Origin of the sequence: Actinobacillus suis ATCC 33415 (genome assembly GCF_000739435.1) — a bacterium.
GTDB lineage: Bacteria > Pseudomonadota > Gammaproteobacteria > Enterobacterales > Pasteurellaceae > Actinobacillus > Actinobacillus suis.
The window spans coordinates 1,951,170-1,970,413 of record NZ_CP009159.1 but is presented as its reverse complement, the minus strand read 5'-3'; the positions used below and the strand labels follow the sequence as shown (position 1 = coordinate 1,970,413).

General features: G+C 40.0%; 16 protein-coding genes, 1 other RNA gene and 1 pseudogene. 9 read left to right on the top strand and 9 right to left on the bottom strand.

Annotated elements, in window-relative coordinates:
• Positions 1-44: 44 nt before the first annotated feature.
• On the bottom strand, positions 45-887 hold the full coding sequence (locus tag ASU1_RS09080; RefSeq protein WP_039195470.1) for an aldo/keto reductase: 843 nt from the start codon (positions 885-887) through the stop codon (positions 45-47).
• A 116-nt stretch (positions 888-1,003) separates the two neighbouring features.
• Here ASU1_RS09080 and ASU1_RS09075 point away from each other — a divergent pair, with 116 nt between their 5' ends.
• On the top strand, positions 1,004-1,894 hold the full coding sequence (locus ASU1_RS09075; protein WP_015674080.1) for a LysR family transcriptional regulator: 891 nt from the start codon (positions 1,004-1,006) through the stop codon (positions 1,892-1,894).
• A gap of 67 nt (positions 1,895-1,961) precedes the next feature.
• Here the strand turns inward: ASU1_RS09075 and ASU1_RS11910 are convergent.
• Positions 1,962-2,042, bottom strand: a pseudogene (locus ASU1_RS11910) (IS1595 family transposase); the annotation flags it as partial.
• A gap of 349 nt (positions 2,043-2,391) precedes the next feature.
• Positions 2,392-2,757, bottom strand: a transfer-messenger RNA (tmRNA) gene (gene ssrA, locus ASU1_RS11830).
• Positions 2,758-2,936: 179 nt separating this feature from the next.
• Here ssrA and ASU1_RS09070 point away from each other — a divergent pair.
• Both ASU1_RS09070 and rpoH read left to right on the top strand, forming a co-directional pair.
• Positions 2,937-4,274 carry an MFS transporter gene (locus ASU1_RS09070; RefSeq protein ID WP_015674079.1) on the top strand — a complete coding sequence of 446 codons (1,338 nt, stop codon included), beginning with the start codon at positions 2,937-2,939 and terminating at the stop codon, positions 4,272-4,274.
• 144 nt (positions 4,275-4,418) lie between these two features.
• A complete protein-coding gene (gene rpoH, locus ASU1_RS09065) occupies positions 4,419-5,363 on the top strand; it encodes an RNA polymerase sigma factor RpoH (RefSeq protein ID WP_015674078.1) in 945 nt (314 codons plus the stop codon).
• A gap of 109 nt (positions 5,364-5,472) precedes the next feature.
• Here rpoH and mglC read toward each other — a convergent pair whose 3' ends face one another.
• Genes mglC through mglB form a run of 3 tightly spaced genes read right to left on the bottom strand, consistent with a single transcriptional unit; the run spans position 5,473 to position 9,048 of the window.
• Complete coding sequence (mglC, locus tag ASU1_RS09060; RefSeq protein WP_015674077.1) at positions 5,473-6,483, bottom strand: galactose/methyl galactoside ABC transporter permease MglC; 1,011 nt, start codon at positions 6,481-6,483, stop codon at positions 5,473-5,475.
• A gap of 16 nt (positions 6,484-6,499) precedes the next feature.
• Complete coding sequence (mglA, locus tag ASU1_RS09055) at positions 6,500-7,999, bottom strand: galactose/methyl galactoside ABC transporter ATP-binding protein MglA (RefSeq protein ID WP_015674076.1); 1,500 nt, start codon at positions 7,997-7,999, stop codon at positions 6,500-6,502.
• Between the two features lie 56 nt (positions 8,000-8,055).
• Positions 8,056-9,048, bottom strand: a complete 993-nt coding sequence (gene mglB / locus ASU1_RS09050) for a galactose/glucose ABC transporter substrate-binding protein MglB (RefSeq protein ID WP_015674075.1) — start codon at positions 9,046-9,048, stop codon at positions 8,056-8,058.
• 229 nt (positions 9,049-9,277) lie between these two features.
• Between mglB and ASU1_RS09045 the strand changes: the two genes are divergently transcribed.
• From ASU1_RS09045 to ASU1_RS09035, 3 genes are all read left to right on the top strand, one after another.
• Positions 9,278-10,120, top strand: coding sequence for a patatin-like phospholipase family protein (locus ASU1_RS09045; RefSeq protein WP_015674074.1), 843 nt, complete (start codon positions 9,278-9,280; stop codon positions 10,118-10,120).
• 200 nt (positions 10,121-10,320) lie between these two features.
• Positions 10,321-12,129 (top strand): monovalent cation:proton antiporter-2 (CPA2) family protein, encoded by a 1,809-nt coding sequence (locus ASU1_RS09040; RefSeq protein ID WP_015674073.1) that lies wholly within the window; start codon positions 10,321-10,323, stop codon positions 12,127-12,129.
• An 87-nt stretch (positions 12,130-12,216) separates the two neighbouring features.
• The gene (locus ASU1_RS09035) at positions 12,217-12,699 is read left to right on the top strand and encodes a pyridoxamine 5'-phosphate oxidase family protein (RefSeq protein ID WP_039195468.1); all 483 of its coding nucleotides are present in this window, start codon (positions 12,217-12,219) and stop codon (positions 12,697-12,699) included.
• A gap of 56 nt (positions 12,700-12,755) precedes the next feature.
• Here the strand turns inward: ASU1_RS09035 and ASU1_RS09030 are convergent, their stop codons facing one another.
• A complete protein-coding gene (locus tag ASU1_RS09030) occupies positions 12,756-13,367 on the bottom strand; it encodes an ACP phosphodiesterase (RefSeq protein ID WP_015674071.1) in 612 nt (203 codons plus the stop codon).
• A 335-nt stretch (positions 13,368-13,702) separates the two neighbouring features.
• Between ASU1_RS09030 and ASU1_RS09025 the strand changes: the two genes are divergently transcribed.
• Genes ASU1_RS09025 through ASU1_RS09015 form a run of 3 tightly spaced genes read left to right on the top strand, consistent with a single transcriptional unit; the run spans position 13,703 to position 17,092 of the window.
• The gene (locus tag ASU1_RS09025) at positions 13,703-14,770 is read left to right on the top strand and encodes a DNA cytosine methyltransferase (protein ID WP_039195788.1); all 1,068 of its coding nucleotides are present in this window, start codon (positions 13,703-13,705) and stop codon (positions 14,768-14,770) included.
• A 1-nt stretch (position 14,771) separates the two neighbouring features.
• The gene (locus tag ASU1_RS09020; RefSeq protein ID WP_039195466.1) at positions 14,772-16,670 is read left to right on the top strand and encodes an ATP-binding protein; all 1,899 of its coding nucleotides are present in this window, start codon (positions 14,772-14,774) and stop codon (positions 16,668-16,670) included.
• Complete coding sequence (locus ASU1_RS09015) at positions 16,667-17,092, top strand: very short patch repair endonuclease (RefSeq protein WP_015674069.1); 426 nt, start codon at positions 16,667-16,669, stop codon at positions 17,090-17,092. Before ASU1_RS09020 ends, ASU1_RS09015 begins: the two co-directional genes overlap by 4 nt.
• Positions 17,093-17,201: 109 nt before the next feature.
• On the opposite strand, the gene ASU1_RS09010 is transcribed toward ASU1_RS09015, so the two are convergent.
• On the bottom strand, positions 17,202-18,260 hold the full coding sequence (locus ASU1_RS09010) for an NAD(P)-dependent alcohol dehydrogenase (protein ID WP_015674068.1): 1,059 nt from the start codon (positions 18,258-18,260) through the stop codon (positions 17,202-17,204).
• Positions 18,261-18,336: 76 nt separating this feature from the next.
• A complete protein-coding gene (locus ASU1_RS09005) occupies positions 18,337-18,999 on the bottom strand; it encodes an NAD(P)H-dependent oxidoreductase (RefSeq protein ID WP_039195464.1) in 663 nt (220 codons plus the stop codon).
• Between the last annotated feature and the right edge of the window lie 245 nt (positions 19,000-19,244).

Genomic DNA, 19,244 nt, shown 5'->3' with positions numbered 1-19,244 from the left:
GGTCGGTTTTTGCAATGTTTTTTCATAAACCGACCGCTTGCCTATTATCCGCGGTGTTCCGCCAACCATTTCACCATTTTCGGATCACGATGATTGAAGATGATTTCATCACGGTTGAGTGTGGCGATTTGGGCTAAATCTTGTTCATCAAGGGTAAAATCAAAAATCGCACGGTTTTCAATCATTCGTTCTACTTTGACCGATTTCGGAATAATTGCCACGCCACGTTGATTGAGCCAACGCAAGACCACTTGTGCCACCGATTTGCCGTGTTTTTGGGCAATTTGGGTTAAAATCGGGTTGCTGAAAATCTCAAATTTACCTTCTGCAAGCGGTGCCCACGCTTGTTGCACGATGCCGAGTTCTTTATGGAAAGCGATTTCCGCATCACGTTGATAGAATGGGTGCGTTTCGATTTGGTTTACCGCAGGCACAATGTCGTGGCAAGTGATTAAATCCATTAAGCGATCCATATGGAAGTTGCTCACGCCAATCGCACGGGCTTTGCCAGCTTTATATAAATCTTCCATCGCACGCCATTGCTCGTGTACATCGCCAAACGGTTGGTGCATTAAATATAAATCCACATAATCCAAACCTAAGCGGTTTAGTGAATCTTCCAACGCTTTTTTGGTATTTTCGTAGCCGTTTTCACGCTGAATCCATAATTTTGTCGTAACGAAAATTTCTTCCCGTGGAATACCGCTTGCTTTGATTGCACGCCCAACGCCTGCCTCGTTGCCATAAACCGCTGCTGTATCTAATAAACGATAGCCTGCTTTTAACGCTGCCAAAACCGCTTTTTCAGTGTCTTCATCGCTCACTTGGAACACACCAAAGCCAACCATTGGCATTTCAATTCCGTTGTTTAATTTCACTGATTTCATTTTTTTACTCCTGTTTGATTTGAATGAGTGCATTATAGATGAGCAAGATTGTTTTGATTAGTAGGGGATAATTTGATACGCTTTTGAACAAAATTCAACAATCAAGGAATTTTGAGATGATTGACAATATGAACGAATTGCGTAGTTTTATTATCGTAGCGCAAACAGGCAGTTTTACCAAAGCGGCGGCACGTTTGGGCGTTTCCACATCGGCGTTAAGCCACTCAATGCGTAAATTGGAAGAACAGCTCAAAATTAAACTGTTTAATCGAACCACGAGAAGTGTTGCAACGACTGAAGCGGGAGAACAGCTTTTTAAACGACTTTATCCGCTATTTGAAAGTATTGAAGACAATGTGAATGCATTAAGCACCTTTCGAGATACTTTAAACGGCACGCTACGTATTAACGGCGCAGATCATTCTTTTATGTATGCCATTTGGGATAAATTGTTGGTTTTTATGGAAAAATATCCCGAAGTTAAATTAGAACTAACGAGCGATATGAAATTTACCGATATTGTTGCTGGGCGGTTTGATGCGGGAATTCGTTTAGGTAAAGAAGTGGATCAAGATATGATCGCGGTGCGGATTTCCGATGATATGCAAATGGCACTAATGGCGACCCCACAATATTTAGAGAAACATGGTACGCCTCAAACAATCAGCGATTTAGTCAAACATAAATGTTTATGTGTACGTATGCCGACTTCTGAAGGCGTGTTTGTCTGGGAATTTCGTTCTCCTAAAACAAAAGAGGTGATTAAATTTACCCCTTCGGGAAGATTGGTCGTTAATAATAATTTTCTGGTGAAAAAAGCCTGTCTTTCCCATTTAGGTTTAGCTTTAATGCCTAAAGATCGAATGGCAAAAGAGCTAGAACGTGGGGAAGTAGTAGAGGTTTTAAATGACTACGCAATGAGTTATGAAGGCTATCATCTTTACTATCCAAACCGCCGTCAAAACACACCTCTGTTTAAGGCGTTAGTAGAGGTACTGAAAGGGTAAAAGTGTAGTCGTTTTGCAAAAAATTTTTTATTAGGTGCATATAATGAAAATTTAGATTTTACCTTTACGCTGTCCGTGCTGTAACGTCTGCAACAAATAGTTCAATGAGTTTATTTTGTTTATAGTGGCTTAAACGGCTGTTTCTCATAGGGGTTATTCTGACTGAATTCGAATGTCCCCTAGTTATCTAGGATAACCCCTTAACATATATAAATACTATCAAATTGAGTTATATATCAAAATAAATGTAAAAAAGGGCCCCCCTGTTTTGTAAGGTTTAACTTTTGCCATAAATGCTCCTATCACAAGTATTTACGAGAGGCTAGGTACTTAACATTTACGTTTAAGTACCTAACGATAATGCCATTATACCAGTTAGGTACTTAATTTGTTGGATGTGATTGTTTTACATTGGACTACATAGGAACAAAAAAGCCTTGAAAACGTTTATTTTCAAGGCTTTTTCGTATTTGATAGAACTCTATCGAACTGTGTTTTGGTGGAGCTGGGGGGATTTGAACCCCCGTCCGAAATTACTCCATCTTCAGCACTACACGTTTAGTCTGGTCTTTAGTTTCACTTATCTCCAGCGGACAGACACGCAAGAAATAAGCTAGTTTGATTCAATTTAGTGTTTCGATCCTCAAACGGCGGCGTCCACACGATCTCGTTTTGGGTGACTTATCGTTGCCCTCGTCTTACGAGCGGAAGCTGAGGCGATAAGGCTATGAGCAGGTTATTAAGCTGCTAAAGCGTATTGTTCGTCGTTTGCGACTATTTTTTTGCGGTTTGTTTACGAGGCCTACCGCACCTCGACGTGCACCTTGGACTTCGCTAATCCCGTCGAATCCAGAATCAGCCCCAAAAGTCTTGCAATTCTAATGGAAAGCGGTTGATTTTGCAAAAAGTTTTGCAAATTCGACCGCTTGGTAAATTAATTTGCGGAGTAGTTCGAATATTTCACTTTTTTATTTTGACAAATAGACTCCGATTTATTGTAATTTCGCGCAGTTAATCATTTTTCTTTTGATAAGGAGTCATTATGACTTTCGCATACCAACAAAAAGAGCCGGAAAAGTTCGCTACTTTTCTTAAACGCCAAAAAATGATTTTTATTGTGGCATTTCTCGGCTATGTCTGTGCGTATTTAGTGCGTAATAATTTTAAACTTATGTCGAAGTCCATTATGGTGACCAACGGCTGGGAAAAAGCGGATATTGCGATGTTACTGTCCTGTCTGACCATTTCCTATGGCTTGGCAAAATTTTATATGGGGGCATTGGGCGACCGTGTGAGTTTGCGTAAGTTATTCGCTATTTGCTTGGCGGCAAGTGCGGTAATTTGTATTACGATCGGTTTCTACCATACCTCAATTATTACGCTTGCGGTGTTATTGGTGTTATGCGGTGTGGTGCAAGGGGCATTAGCGCCGGCATCGCAAAGTATGATTGCCAATTACTATCCGAACAAAACCCGTGGCGCGGCAATTGCCGGTTGGAATATTTCGCAAAATATGGGGTCTGCATTGTTACCGATGATGATTGCAACCATGACCACCATGGGCTTTATTGTGCCTTCCAGCGGTAATGTGTTAATGGCGTTCTTAGTGCCTGCTGTTTTAGTGCTATGTTTTGCACTGTTTTGTTGGAAATTCGGTGGAGACACACCTGAAGGTGAGGGGTTAGATTCGTTACGTACTATGTATGGTGAAGCGGGCGAATCCAATGTGGCAACCGAAGAAGAAAAGAATAGTCTGAGCTATTGGCAATTAATTTGGAAATATGTGTTTTTAAATCCGGCATTATTGCTGGTGGCGGCGGTAAATGTGGCGCTCTATTTTATTCGTTTCGGCGTAGAAGACTGGATGCCGATTTATTTGCATGAAGTGGCGAAAATGGGCGATGCCGAATCGCATATGGCGATTTCTGTTTTAGAATGGGTGGCGATTCCGGGGTCATTGGTGTTTGCGTGGCTAGCGGTTAAATATCCGAATAAAATGGCAAAAATGGGGGCAATCGGCTTATTTATTATGGCGGGTATTGTTTTCGCTTATGAATATGTTGCCGCAAGCGGTACGCCGAATTATCCGTTATTGTTGGTGATTTGCGGTATTTTGGGAGCGTTGATTTACGGTCCGCAATTAATAGTGAATATTCTCACCATCAATTTTGTGCCGTTAAATGTTGCCGGTACGGCGATCGGCTTTGTTGGTGTGACAGCCTATTTACTCGGTAATATGGGCGCAAACTGGATTATGCCGATTATGGCGGATAACTTCGGTTGGTTCTGGTCTTATGTAGTAATTGCTGCGCTTTCCGTGTTTTCTGCGGTGGGTTATTTAGTGTTAGCAAAACATGAAGAAAAAACCATTAAAGCTTAAATAAATTCATATACTTAAAAAGCGGATTTCTCAGGCGGGAACTCCGCTTTTTTATTGTCGTCCAATGCTTTCGTAAGAAATCCACGCCGGATCATTCTAACGCTGTTATAATGTACGGGTCATGACTAGCCAATGAGAAATAAGATGAGAAAATTTGACGAACACGAGATAGAAGATGCAGAAATTATTGAGCCGGATGAAGTAGAAGTGCTAGAAAACGAGCCGAGTGAGGCGATGCACCCTGCTTTAGTGCAAGGTGGAATGCCGGTTCCGCAAGGGAATCTCGACAGCTATATTCGTATGGCAAATCAATACCCGATTCTCAGTGCCGAACAAGAAAAAGAGCTGGCTGAACGTTATTATTATGATGAAGATTTAGAGGCGGCAAAACAACTTATTCTTTCGCATATGCGCTTCGTGATTCATATTGCGCGCGGTTATTTGGGTTACGGGCTGCCGCTTGCCGATTTGATTCAAGAAGGGAATATTGGCTTGATGAAAGCGGTAAAACGTTTTGATCCGAATGTCGGTGTGCGTTTAGTCTCTTTTGCAGTACATTGGGTGAAAGCGGAAATTCACGAATACGTGTTAAAAAATTGGCGTATCGTGAAAGTGGCGACCACCAAAGCACAACGTAAGTTATTCTTTAATCTACGCAAAAACAAAAATCGTCTCGCTTGGTTTAATGAAGAAGAAATCAAAAAAGTGGCGGAGGATTTAGGTGTTTCGGTTGAAGAAGTACGAGAAATGGAATCTCGTATGACCGGTCAAGACTTAGGTTTTGATTTGCCTGCCGGTGAAGATGATGACGAGGCTTATGCGCCTTCAATGTATATTGAAGACAATAGCTCAAACTTTGCCGATGAACTGGAAGACGAAGAGCATACGGGCGAAGCGACTGCACAATTGGCTTATGCGCTGGCGACCTTGGATGAACGTAGCCAAGATATTATTAAAACCCGTTGGTTGGATGAAGACAAAGCCACTTTACAAGATCTGGCGGATAAATACGGCATTTCAGCCGAACGTGTACGCCAATTAGAAAATGCGGCACTGAAAAAAATCAAAGACGCAATTACTTTAGAGTAATGTGCTATACGTAGATAAGCGGTCTATTAGTTAACCGCTTTAGGCAATAAAAAAGCGGTACGATTTGCAAAAAATCTTGCAAAAAGCACCGCTTGGACAAGGACAATCTTTATTTTTTCTTCGCGTATTTGAGTGAGTCAATCGCTACCGCAAGCACGATAATGCCGCCTTTAATAATGTATTGCCAGTATGGGTTTACACCGATGTAGGTTAAACCGTAGTTGATAACGGTAAAGATAATTACCCCAGTCACCACGCCGATAATGGTGCCGACACCACCGGCAAATGAAACGCCACCTACCACACAAGCTGCGATCGCATCCATTTCATACATAAAGCCGAGGTTATTGGTTGCCGAGCCGATACGACCGGCTTCTAACATACCGCCGAATGCGTAGAACACGCCGGATAACATATAAATACCCATCAAGTTAAGCGGTACGTTTACCCCTGAAACTCGAGCTGCTTCCGGGTTACCGCCGATCGCAAAAATGTTTTTACCGAAGCGGGTTTTATTCCAAAGCGTCCACATAATTAACGTAGCGATTACCGCATAAATTGTGATATACGAAAGTTTAAAATCACCGAAGCGGAAGAAGCCTTGCGCAAAAGAGGAGAAACTATCGCTAAAACCGGCAATTGGTGAACCGCCTACCGCATCATAATAAAGTGAGTTGATACCGTAAACGATGATCATCGTACCCATGGTGGCGATAAATGGCGTTACGTTAAGATAAGCAATAACAAAACCATTTAATAAACCGATAACCGCGCCGATAGCACATACGGCAAGGATCACAACCGGAATCGGAATTTCAGCTAAATCGGGGAATACTCGGTTCATATTTTCCATCGATTGCATTAAGGTTGCGGTAATCACCGCAGCCAGTCCCACCTGACGACCGGCGGATAAGTCTGTACCTTGCGTCACAATTAAACCGGCAACCCCTAACGCAATAATTAAACGCACGGAAGATTGCGATAAGATGTTACTGAAGTTACGTAAACTTAAGAAACTTGGGTCTTGTGCAATAATGACAATTAACAAAATTAATAACACAAAATAAATCGCATTTTGTTTAAAAAAATCCATGGTGCGATTCTGTTTTAAAGCGGACATACATCACTCCTTGCTTTTATAAATATTTTGCAGCGAGCTGCAAGATTTCTTCTTGAGAGGTTTTAGCGGTTTCCACGATGCCCGCCACTTTCCCGTTACTCATGACTAAAATTCGGTCGGTGACCCCTAATAGTTCCGGCATTTCAGATGAAATCATAATGATTCCCTTATCTTTATTGGCTAAATCGAGAATTAATTGGTAAATCTCGAATTTCGCCCCGATATCAATGCCTCGGGTCGGTTCGTCCAACATTAAAATTTCCGGTTGGGTTAACAACCACCGGCCGATAATCACTTTTTGTTGGTTACCGCCGGAAAGTGAACCGATACTGGTTTGATGGGACGGTGTTTTAACGTTCATCGCATCAATCACCCATTGGGTATCGCTTTTCATTTTTTTATTGCTGAGTAAACCTAATTTACCTAAGTAAGATTTCATATTTGAAATCAAAGAGTTAAATTCGATGCTGAGATTTGCATAAATACCGGTTGAGCGGCGTTCTTCGGTAACCAGCGCAAAACCGTTATTGATTGCTTCAAATGCATTACGGTTGTTTACCGCTTTACCATTTAAGGTAATAGTTCCGCCGGCTTTTTCACGCACCCCAAAAATAGTTTCGACAATATCAGTCCGTTTTGCGCCGACCAAACCGGCAATCCCTAACACTTCACCCTTCCGTAGTTCAAAACTCACATCTTGAATAGACGGCTGATTTTTGGCGGTTAAATGTTCTACCACGAGTACGGTTTCTTTCGGTGTATTAGTTTTTTCCGGGAAACGTTGAGTCAGTTCACGACCTACCATCATTGAAACGATTTGTTCCATTGAGGTATCTTTAATCGCAACGGTGTTTACCCATTTTCCGTCACGCAAGATAGTAATTTCGTCACAAATTTTGAAGATTTCATCCATTTTGTGCGAGATATAAATAATGCCGCAGCCACGATCTTTTAATTTTTGGATGATTTTAAATAGATGTTCAACTTCTTTTTCAGAAAGCGAAGAAGTCGGCTCATCCATAATCACAATTTTAGCGTTGTAGGAGAAGGCTTTAGCGATTTCAATCATCTGCATTTGTGATACAGACAATTTCGCCACTTTATCGCGCGGATCGACATCAATATCTAATTCATCAAAAATTGCTTTGGTATCACGGTACATTTTATCGTGATCGACAAACGGTCCTTTTAGCGGATAACGCCCAAGCCAAAGGTTATCCATGACGCTCACTTGTTTTACGAGATTCAATTCTTGGTGAACCATTGAAATCCCGTTTTCGAGTGCCTCTTTTGAGGTTTTAAAATTTACCGGTTTGCCTAAAAATAAAATTTCGCCTTCATCTTTGGCATAAATCCCGAATAAGCATTTGAGCAGGGTGGATTTACCCGCGCCGTTTTCGCCCATTAAGGCGTGTACGCTATGGGATTTTACGGTTAAGTTAGCTTTATCCAACGCTTTTACGCCGGGGAAAGACTTACTAACATTTGTCATTGTGAGCAGTACTTCACTTGTCATATCTCACTCCCTAAAAAATAGGCACGAGTGATCCACCCGTGCCTAAACAACTTCACTTATTTTAAAAATTTATCTAAATTATCTTTATCTACGCCAACATAAGGAATACGTACAACACGTTCCTCAATTTTCCAGCTGGTGCCTTCACCTGCCGCTTTACCTTCTGCAAGATTTGCCGCTAATTGCACTACGGCTTTGCCTTGACCGGCAGCATCGTTAAGCACCGTACCGGCTAATTCGCCTTTTTTGATTAATTGTAATGCTTCAGGTAATGCGTCCACACCAAAGATCGGTAATTTACGACCGTGCGCTTTAGTAGCTTCTAATGCGCCTAACGCCATACCGTCGTTATTCGAGATAATCACTTCAATATCTTTCGCCTTACCGCTGGATAACCAAGCGTCCACTTTATCTTTTGCTTGTGCCGCATCCCACAATGCCGCATCCATAAAGATTTGTTCGCTTTGGATTCCTTGTGCGGCTAAGCCTTCCACCACGTATTTAGTACGTGCTTCCGCATCAGGGTGACCCGGTTCACCTTTTAATAAAGCGTATTGCACTTTACCGTCTTTATTTAGGTCGAATGCCGGATTTGCTTTCCATTGTTTTGCAATTAAATCACCTTGGATTAAACCGGATTCTTTCGGATCAGTACCCACGTAATAAGCTTTGTCATAGCTTGCTACGGCTTTTGCACCCGGGTCTTTATTGAAGAACACGATTGGTAAATCTTCACTTTTCGCTTTATCAATAATGGTTTTTGACGCTGAAGGGTCAACCAAGTTGATGGCTAATGCTTTTACGCCTTTAGAAAGCAATACGTCAACTTGGTCGTTTTGAATGGATTGGGTGTTTTGTGAGTCATTCATTAATAACTTCACATCTTTTAATTGGTTCGCTTCTTTATCGATTTCTTTACGCATTAACGCCATAAAGTTATCGTCATATTTGTAGATGGTCACACCGATACGTGTTTCTGCTTGTGCGGTACTAATACCTGCGCCTAATGCAATGGCTAATGCTAAGGTGCTTAATACGGTTTTTTTCATAGAGTTACCCTCTGGTATAAAAGTATTATGATGAGCTACGGTTAAAGTAGTTGGGCGAAGCATACAAAATCTCAGAAAAAAATACTGTGATCATTTTCACAAATCCAAAAAAATGAAGTAAATAACTTAAATCCATAAGGTGTTTGTGGAATTTTACTTCGTTTATAGTATCAATATAGAGCCTAATCTTTTTATTGCCTATAATAATTAAGCAAATGAGGAGAAGTAGATGAAAGTAGGATTAGTGCTGGAAGGCGGTGCGATGCGAGGAATGTTTACCGCCGGCGTATTAGATGTATTTCTGGATGAACAACTTGAATTTGATGGAGCCGTTACCGTATCCGCAGGGGCATTATTCGGGGTGAATCTGCCGTCTAAACAGCGTGGGCGAGTATTACGCTACAACAAAAAATATATGAATGATAAGCGCTTTTTAAGTCTGAAAAGCTGGTTTACCACCGGTAATCTGATTAATCATGATTTTGCTTTCTATGAATTGCCGACTATTCATGATCCGTTTGACCAAGCCACTTTTGCCCAATCGCAAATGGACTTTTGGGTTACGCTTACCAATGTGGAAACCGGTGAACCGGAATATTTTAAGGTGCAAGACGTGTTTAAGGAAATGGCGTTGTTTCGTGCCACTTCAGCTATGCCGTTTGTGTCTCAGTTTGTCGAAATTAACGGCAAAAAATATTTGGACGGCGGAATCGCCGATAGTATTCCGTTACAGAAGTGCCTTGATTTGGGCTACGACAAAATCGTATTGGTTTTAACTCGCCCGTTGGAATATCGCAAAAAGCCTAGTTCAATGGCATTGTTTAAGTGGGTTTATCGTGGTTATCCTCACTTAATTGAGCGCTGGCAACAGCGTTATCAAGATTACAATCAAACGGTAGAACGCATTATTCAGCTAAACCAAGCGCAACAAATTTTTGTGATTCGTCCGTCACAAACCGTTCCGTTAAGTCGTTTGGAAAAAGATCCTCATAAATTACAGCAAATGTATGATCTGGGCGTTGCGGACGCCCAGCGATCAATAGCCGCTTTACGTGAGTATTTAGCGGCGTAGTCTCCGATAAGTTTCTAAGCACAAGCGGTCGAATTTGGTAAAACTTTTGCAAATTTTTATCGAAATTCGACCGCTTGTTTTATGACTTTATTAGCAGTTTGGAAAATTAGAATTTTTTTAACTTTTCAATTCTTATCAAACATTTATATATTTTATGTTATTTTTATTCTTGTTTTTTTGTCTCTGAGTTTGGAGGTTTTATGGCAGCAGAAGGAGCAAGTCAATTAACAAGTGTGGTGGCGTTATTGGGTGCGGCAATTATTGCCGTGCCGATTTTTAAGCGTATCGGTTTAGGTTCGGTATTAGGTTATTTAGCGGGGGGACTAGCGATTGGTCCGTTCGGTTTGGGCTTATTTTCCGATCCGCATACCATTTTGCACATTGCCGAACTCGGTGTGGTAATGTTCCTGTTTTTAGTCGGATTGGAAATGCAGCCAGCGCATTTGTGGGGCTTACGCAAATATATTTTCGGCTTGGGTAGCTTTCAGGTGGTTGGTGCGGCGATTGCGCTCACCGGTTTAGTGATGGCATTCGGCTATTCATGGCAGGTGGCATTTGTCAGTGCGGCAGGTTTCGTGTTGACTTCCACGGCGATTGTGATGCAAGTGTTAAGTGAACGAGGCGAAATGACCTCTGAACGTGGTCGTAAAATGGTCTCCATCCTGTTATTCGAAGATATGTTGATTGTACCGTTATTGGCGGTTGTCGCTTTTCTCTCGCCAATTCATTCAACAGAAAGCGCTAGCACGCCGATTTGGCAAAAAATTTCGATTGCCGTGTTTGCGATGGTTTTCTTATTTATTATCGGAACCAAGGTGCTAAATCCATTCTTTAAAATGCTGGCACGTACCAAAATCCGAGAAATGATGACCGCCGTAGCACTTTTCGTGGTGCTTGGCTCAGCGCTATTAATGGAAGTGAGTGGCCTTTCAGCGGCAATGGGGGCATTTGCTGCCGGCGTATTGCTTTCCACATCTAGCTTCCGTCATCAATTAGAAGTGGATATCGACCCATTCAAAGGCTTATTGCTCGGTTTATTTTTCCTTGCGGTCGGGATGTCGCTCGACTTAAATGTCGTGTGGGACAACTTAGGGCTGATTTTATCGGGTGTGGCATTAATGATGTTGATTAAAGGTGGGGTGATTTTCTTAGTCGCTCGCCTTTCCGGCAGTAACAATTTAGACGCACACGACCGTGCAATCGTAATGGCGCAGGGTGGTGAATTTGCGTTTGTGTTGTTTGCAGCAGCGCACGCCCAAAAAGTAATTGATGACACGGTACACGCCAATATGACGGCAATTGTGGTGCTATCGATGGTCTTCACGCCGTTAATGATTATTGTGAGCCAGAAATTTATCGTGCCTCGCTTGCAAAAAATTGACGAAATCAAACCGCATGATCATATTGAAGAACAGAACCCGATTATCTTGGTCGGCTTAGGTCGTTTCGGACAAGTGGTCAATCATTTATTGCAAATGACAGGCTATCACCCGACCATTATCGAGCTGAATCCGAAACTTATCGCAGGAATGAAAAAACGTGGTGTAAAAAGTTATTACGGTAATGGTGCTCACCCTGATTTACTTAAAGCGGCGGGTATTCAAACCGCACAAATGCTAATTGTGGCGATTGATAATCCGAAACAAACGTTAGAAATTGTGAAATACGCACGCAGCGTGAACCCACATATTAAAATCATCGCACGTGCTTACGACCGTTATCACGTTTACGAGTTGGTACAATCCGGTGCGGATATTGAAGTGCGAGAGACCTTTGACGGTGCATTGCGTACCGGCAAACAAGCGTTACGCGAACTCGGGCTGGATGCGGATAAAGTGCATGAAATCGGCAATATGTACTTCGGCAAAGATCGCCATAGTGTGAAGCTTATGTCAGAAGTGTATGACCCGAAAATCGAGCGTTTCAAAAACGAAGAAATGTATCGTATCGCTCTCGAACAAGACCAAGAAATTATGGCGGAAATTCAGAAAATTTTAGCGAGAGAGTAATATTTACAAGCGGTTAAATTTTGCAAAAAGTTTGCGAATTTTGACCGCTTGTTTTGCAATATCAAACTTAAACATTACAGGAAAAATATGCAGCACAACAAAATCCGACGTAAAGACCGAGCGGTGAATGATTATGAACAAATGCTTGAGATTATGCGCCAGTGCGATGTATGTCGATTGGGTTTTCAAGAAGAACAAGGGGTTTACATTCTGCCGCTCAACTTCGCCTTCAAGCAATTTGATGATCGCTTAGAGCTTTATTTTCACGGTCATCAAAAAGGTAAGAAGATCGATTTAATCAAACAACAAAAGATTGTGGGCTTTCAAATGGATCGTAAACACGAACTGGTGACGGCAGAGATTGCTTGCCATTATTCTTTCCGCTATCAAAGTATTATCGGCAAGGGCGAAATTTCTCTGATTGAAGAACGTTCGGAAAAAGTCACGATTCTGCAATATTTAATGGAACATTACACCGGCAAATCCGATTGGCAGTTTGAGGAAAACGAACTGAACCGCATCGCCGTGATGAAACTAATTGTTACGGAATGGGCGTGTAAGGAGCATTAATAACAAGCGGTTAAATTTTGCAAAAAATTTGTGAATTTTAACCGCTTGTTTGCTGTTTACTGGTTCAACAACGCTAAATATTTACGCAGACTTTCCTGTTTGGTGTAGCTAAATTCTTGTATCGCTAATATCTCCAGTTCTACATAGTGCTTTTTCAGCACATCTCCTGCGGAGCGTAGTATCTCGCCACGTGTGATACGTTGCGCCATTCCTGTAAATACTCGGTCAGTTAAAAAATCAACGTCAGTGTAGTGAGACAAGGCTCGGTTCTGTGCCAACCAATTAAATAGCGAAGAGAAACCCTGTGGGAAAATAGGTTGATGTTGAATAATGTTATCCAAAATGTCGGTTTCAACTTGTGCCAGTTCTTGTCCAAACAAGCGGTTAAAATTTTTCGCGAGAAAGTGGTCAATCACAATATCCGACACAATCCCTTTAAATCGCCCCAATTCTTCGGCAAGTAACGGATTGAGGAAGTTTTCTCGCCGATCTGTCGTGCTGTCGATCAAGCGGTGTAGTCTTACCCCGTTTTGAATATGGCTTGCCACCGCTAAATTCTCGATTCGTCCCTTATAAAAATCGCCGGCAAAATTACCAAATAAAGTACGGCTATTCGGCATTATTTTGTCTAATTCAAAGGAAATCATACTGTGGGCAAGAAAGTTCATTGTGGCTCGCTATAACTATTTATCATCAGTGCATCATAGCTTAGTTAGCAGAATAAAGAAATTGGACGAAGAGAGATAAAAACCGCACTGGAGAAAGTGCGGTTGGTTTGAGCGTATTAACATTTATTCGAAATTTTAGGATAACTGAATTTTGTTTAATGGCTTTAAAGTTGTTTAGGAAGAAAACAGTTGTAATTTTTTAACAAGTAATGAGAAAAGAATCTTGCTGGTTGTCTAGAATAGCTTCCTTATTACAGGATATACGGTTATCATTTCCTAAAAAATAAATAGTGATGTTATACAGTTGAAATATAGAGTTTAAGATGGTTGAAAATATGATGAAACAATTGAAAGCCGTTGATTTTTTCTGTGGTGGCGGGGGAATGAGTTACGGTCTACAAGAAGCGGGTATTCGAATACTTGCAGGGATCGATTACGAAATAAATTGTAAAGAAACTTACGAGACAAATATAAAAGGAGCTTCCTTTATTCATGCAAACGTTTTTGAATTAACGGAAAAAGAATTAGAAAAGACTCTAGATATTTCTCGAAAAGACGATAATTTGATTTTAGTCGGTTGTAGCCCTTGTCAATATTGGAGTGTTATTCGAACCAGTAAAGAAAAATCGGAAAAATCTAAAAGCCTACTGTCCGAATTCCAACGATTCGTAGAATATTTTGTTCCAGGATATGTTGTTGTAGAAAATGTCCCGGGGATTTTCACTCGTCAAGAAGAAAGCGGTCTGGATATTTTTGTACGAAGATTGGAAGAATTGGGGTATACGGTTCATTTCGGAATACACAACACAAAGAACTACGGTGTTCCGCAAAGTCGTAAACGTTTCACTTTAATTGCAAATCGAGTAACGCAAGATAAATTAGAGCCTTTAGAATTAAAAGACAAAGTACTAACGGTTCGAGACGTATTGGGTGAAAAAAACGGATTTCCTAAAATACCAGCAGGTCACCAAGATGTAAGCGAATATCTACATAGTTGCGCAGGATTATCCGAAATTAATATGCAGCGTTTGAGTTTAGTGCCTAAAGATGGCGGTACTCGCCTAGCTTTCGCTAATAGACCTGACTTACAACTTAAATGCTTTATTGGAAAAGATAACTACTTTAAAGATACATTCGGTCGTTTATGGTGGGATCAGCCTTCGCCTACGATTACAACAAAATTTTTCAGTATTTCCAACGGGCGTTTTGCTCATCCGGAAGAAGATCGGGCCTTGTCTTTACGTGAAGGAGCTACTTTACAATCCTTTCCTAAAGATTATGTGTTTAAGGCGAACGGAAGGGAGGCTATAGCGCGATTAATCGGTAATGCCGTTCCGCCTAAATATGCTGAACAAATCGGTAAAGCGATTGTGAATAATTCAAAGAAATATATGGAGATATAAAATGACATCAACTAATGATATTTTAGAAATGAAATTTGATCCTAATGTAATTACGCATTTAGGTATACAAATGTATTCTACTTTACCACCTGTCGTTGCTGAGCTTGTATCTAATTCTTATGATGCTGAAGCAGAAGATGTTAATATTTTCTTAAATGATAAAAGTGATGAAAAGTCAATTATCATTGAAGATAACGGACATGGGATGAGTTTTGAAGAAATTAATCAAAAGTTTTTAGTCATTGGTCGTAATCGAAGAAAGGAAGAAAAATCGGAAAAAAGTAAAAACGGTAAAAGGGATGTTATAGGGAAAAAAGGGATTGGAAAATTAGCGTTTTTTGGCATTGCTAATGAAATTACAATTTCAACAATTCAAAATTATAAGCAAACAACTTTTTTATTAGATTGGGAGGAAATGCAAAATCAAGAGAGTGAAAAAGGAACGTATCATCCAAAAATCTTAGATCATAAGAAGTCTGTAGATAAAGAATCCGGTACGATTATTAAGTTAATGAAAATTAAACGAAAGTCTAAGTTTGACGCAAAGGATTTAGCTCACTCTCTCTCCGCATATTTTCAAGTATTTAATGAGGAAGATTTTAATGTGTTTATTTATCATAACGATGATAATAAGAAATCTCCTTTTCCTGTTACTAATGATTTACGTTATGAGGGAATAGATACGTTAGTTACTTGGGAAAGTCCTTGGAATGAATTAAAGCTAAATAGTGATGAAGAAAAAACTTGTGAAAATTATCTGGAAAAAATAACGGGTAAGTTAATTGCCGGCGGTAGAGAGACTATTCCTGAAAAAATGCGAGGCGTAGCTTTATTTTCTCGAGGAAAATTAGTAAACAAATATTCATTTTACGGATTGTCTGCAACCAGTTTCGGTTATTCTTATATTACTGGTTGGTTAAATGTTGATTTTATCGAAGATTTTCCAGGGGATGTAATTTCGACGGATAGAGGTTCATTAAATTGGGAGTTGGATGAAACGAAAAGACTTGAAGAAGTTCTTCAAATAATGATTAAAAAATTATATAACTTTCAAAAAAGTAAACGAGAACAAGATAAACAAGAAAAAATTGAACGAGATCTCGGTATTAATTTTGAAGAATGGTATGCAACTTTGCCTAAACATGAGCGGGTATTAGCTAAAAAGATAATGAAGCAGATCGTTAATGCAGAAGGATTAGAACCAGATAAAGCCAGAAGTTTAGTGCAATTTGTACAAGATTCTTATCAATTTGAATCCTTCAAAGAGCTTGCTCATGATATTGCTAATGATGATTTCCAAGAACCGGAAAAATTGGTTGCTTTAATGAAAGAATGGCAACTTATTGAAGCCAGAGAATTTTATAAACTTGCAAAAGTTAGATTAGAAACGATTAATAAATTTGAAAACTATATTCAAAATAATGCAAGAGAAGTACCAACTCTTCATAATTTTCTAAAACAGTTTCCTTGGTTGTTAGACCCAAGGATTATGTCTTTTAGGGATGAAGTTACTTTTTCAACGCTATTACGGGAAAAATATCCTGATGACACCTTAAGTATTGATGATCGTAGAATTGATTTTTTATGTCAAAGATTTGCTGACAGTGTTTTCATTATCGAATTAAAGCGTCCTAAAAGTAAATTGAGTGATAAAGAACTGGATCAAGCCCTTGATTATGTAACATTTATTGAAGATCATTTAGGGAATGAAACAGGTACGAAAGTATGTTGTTATTTAATTGGAGAAAGATTGGTCCAAGATAAATCGGTAGAAAGAAAAGCTCGTTCGTATAGAAATGATGGAAATGTATATGTAAAAACATATTCCGAATTACTTGCAAATGCAAAAATGTATCATAATGAGTTTATTGACAAATATGAAGACTTAAAAAATAAATGACCGATATTTTCTCTCCTCAAAAACGTTCTGAAATAATGTCTAGGGTTAAAAGTAAAAATACTAAACCCGAGATAATTGTTAGAACGTTTTTATTTTCAATGGGTTTTCGTTATCGGAAAAACGATAAACGATATGCGGGAGTACCCGATATTCTCTTACCGAAATATAAAACGGCAATTTTCGTACATGGTTGCTTTTGGCACGGCCATACTTGTGCTAAAGGCGGTTTACCGACTAGTCGTACTGAATTTTGGAAAGATAAAATTGCCAGAAATAAAGAACGAGACGCTAAAAATATTCGATTACTTGAGAATTCTGGATTTCACGTTATTATTATTTGGGAATGCGAATTAAAAAATAAAGCGTTACGTGAAGATCGTTTGATTCGTTTAGTTAATGAAATAAGGCATTATTACGACTGAAAAAATAGCAAAATGCCCAATTTTATATCTTATTTCGCGTTGGAAGTTTGTATTTTAACATTTAAAACAAGCGGTCGTAAATTTTTCACCATTTACGACCTCTTATAAATTACGCCTTCAACGATTGCATATCAATTACAAAGCGATATTTCACGTCGGATTTGAGCATACGTTCGTAGGCGTGGTTGATGTCTTGAATGTTGATCATTTCTACGTCCGGTACGATATTGTGCTCGCCGCAGAAATCTAACATTTCTTGGGTTTCTTTAATACCGCCAATCATTGAACCTGCGATTGAGCGTCTGCCTAATACGAGTGGTACGGTCGTGATGCTTGGATCAAGATCGCCGATTAAACCTACTAATACAAGCGTGCCGCTGATTGCAAGTGTTGGTACGTAAGGTTTGAGGTCGTGTGTATAAGGTACGGTATCAATAATGACATCGAAGGTGTTCGCAACAGATTTCATTTGTTCTTCATCAGTTGATATCACCACACGACTTGCGCCTAAACGGTGAGCGTCTTCCTCTTTACCCGGTGAGCGTGTAAATAACGTCACTTCTGCACCTAATGCGTGTGCCAGTTTGATTGCCATATGACCTAAACCACCTAAACCGACAACAGCCACTTTTGAGCCTTTACCTACGTTCCAATGACGTAATGGTGACCAAGTAGTGATACCTGCGCAAAGTAATGGGGCAACCGCTTTAGTATCTAAATTTTCCGGTACGCTTAACACGAAGTTTTCGGTTACCACGATTTTTTCGCTGTAACCACCGAAGGTCGGCATATTGTCGCCAAAACGGTCTGTATCGCAATAGGTTTGTACTGCAGTATGATCGCAGTATTGCTCTAAGCCTTGTTCACAAGGGTGGCAATGGCGGCAGCTATCTACGATACAACCTACTCCTACTAAATCGCCTACTTTAAATTTACTGACTTTGTCACCTACACGGCTAACACGACCAATAATTTCATGACCCGGTACGACAGGATAAGTGGCAAATCCCCAGTCATTACGTGCTTGATGTAAATCTGAGTGGCATACGCCGCAGTAAAGAATATCAATTTCCACATCGTCCGCACGTACGTCACGGCGTTCAAATGTGTGTGGAACGAGAGGAGATTTCGGGTCTAAGGCAGCAAAGCCTTTTACTTTGAATGTCATAGTGTGTTCCTTTTTTGCGTTTAGAGTACCAATAAAAAGGCGGTGTAAAAATTAGGCTTTTTTACACCGCTTGTGATTATTTAATCCAGCTTACAATTTCACTGATTGGTTTACGTGATTTTGGTGTGATGTCACCGGCACGATAACCGAAAGTTGCCATTACAGAAACGCCGTATTCATTCGGATCGAATGCACCGGCTTCAGCAAGAATTTGGTTAACCGCATCATAGTTGAAACCTTCGATTGGGCAGCTGTCGATACCAATCATCGCCGCACCGCTCATCATATTACCTAATGCGATGTAGGTTTGTTTTGAACACCAGTCGAATAATGCACGCTCATCACCTGCGATTTTGATGTCTTGCTCGTGGAATTGTTTATATAACGCTAACGTTTTTTCCATTTCTTCAGCGGTTAAACCACGTTGTTCAAGTGCTTTTTTGAAGTATTCGCTATCGTGACTTGCATTTTTCTTAGCAAGTAACACCACTAAATGGCTTGCTGCGTCCATTTGTGCCACCATACCCCATGCAACCGGTTTTAATTTGTTACGTAATTCTTGGTTTTGAATCACTACAAATTTCCACGGCTCAGAGCCGACAGAACTTGGTGAAAGACGCGCTAATTCTAAAATATATGCAAAATCTTCATCGCTGATTTTTTTAGAAGCGTCATAGTTACGTGTTGCACGACGGTATTTGAAAGCTTCTAACACATTTTCTTTTTGAATATTAAACATAAAACTTCCTTCTAATAAGTTTTGTGATAGCGATAACTTTATCGTTATCATAATTCGACAAATCGTTTAGATCCTAATCATCTCTAGATATAAAATCCAATCATTATTTGTTATATGCAATATAAATAATGTTGATATAAGAGCTGGAGCGATTGAGAAGGAAAGCAAAAAAGTAAGCGGTTTAATTTCACTCAATTTTTGCAAATGTAAGTGAAATTAAACCGCTTGGTTAACGAGAAAATTTT

Coding starts and splice junctions, on each gene's coding strand:
- ASU1_RS09080 (WP_039195470.1), bottom strand. CDS start 887: ATGAAATCAGTGAAATTAAACAACGGAATTGAAATGCCAATGGTTGGC.
- ASU1_RS09075 (WP_015674080.1), top strand. CDS start 1,004: ATGATTGACAATATGAACGAATTGCGTAGTTTTATTATCGTAGCGCAA.
- ASU1_RS09070 (WP_015674079.1), top strand. CDS start 2,937: ATGACTTTCGCATACCAACAAAAAGAGCCGGAAAAGTTCGCTACTTTT.
- rpoH (WP_015674078.1), top strand. CDS start 4,419: ATGAGAAAATTTGACGAACACGAGATAGAAGATGCAGAAATTATTGAG.
- mglC (WP_015674077.1), bottom strand. CDS start 6,483: ATGTCCGCTTTAAAACAGAATCGCACCATGGATTTTTTTAAACAAAAT.
- mglA (WP_015674076.1), bottom strand. CDS start 7,999: ATGACAAGTGAAGTACTGCTCACAATGACAAATGTTAGTAAGTCTTTC.
- mglB (WP_015674075.1), bottom strand. CDS start 9,048: ATGAAAAAAACCGTATTAAGCACCTTAGCATTAGCCATTGCATTAGGC.
- ASU1_RS09045 (WP_015674074.1), top strand. CDS start 9,278: ATGAAAGTAGGATTAGTGCTGGAAGGCGGTGCGATGCGAGGAATGTTT.
- ASU1_RS09040 (WP_015674073.1), top strand. CDS start 10,321: ATGGCAGCAGAAGGAGCAAGTCAATTAACAAGTGTGGTGGCGTTATTG.
- ASU1_RS09035 (WP_039195468.1), top strand. CDS start 12,217: ATGCAGCACAACAAAATCCGACGTAAAGACCGAGCGGTGAATGATTAT.
- ASU1_RS09030 (WP_015674071.1), bottom strand. CDS start 13,367: ATGAACTTTCTTGCCCACAGTATGATTTCCTTTGAATTAGACAAAATA.
- ASU1_RS09025 (WP_039195788.1), top strand. CDS start 13,703: ATGATGAAACAATTGAAAGCCGTTGATTTTTTCTGTGGTGGCGGGGGA.
- ASU1_RS09020 (WP_039195466.1), top strand. CDS start 14,772: ATGACATCAACTAATGATATTTTAGAAATGAAATTTGATCCTAATGTA.
- ASU1_RS09015 (WP_015674069.1), top strand. CDS start 16,667: ATGACCGATATTTTCTCTCCTCAAAAACGTTCTGAAATAATGTCTAGG.
- ASU1_RS09010 (WP_015674068.1), bottom strand. CDS start 18,260: ATGACATTCAAAGTAAAAGGCTTTGCTGCCTTAGACCCGAAATCTCCT.
- ASU1_RS09005 (WP_039195464.1), bottom strand. CDS start 18,999: ATGTTTAATATTCAAAAAGAAAATGTGTTAGAAGCTTTCAAATACCGT.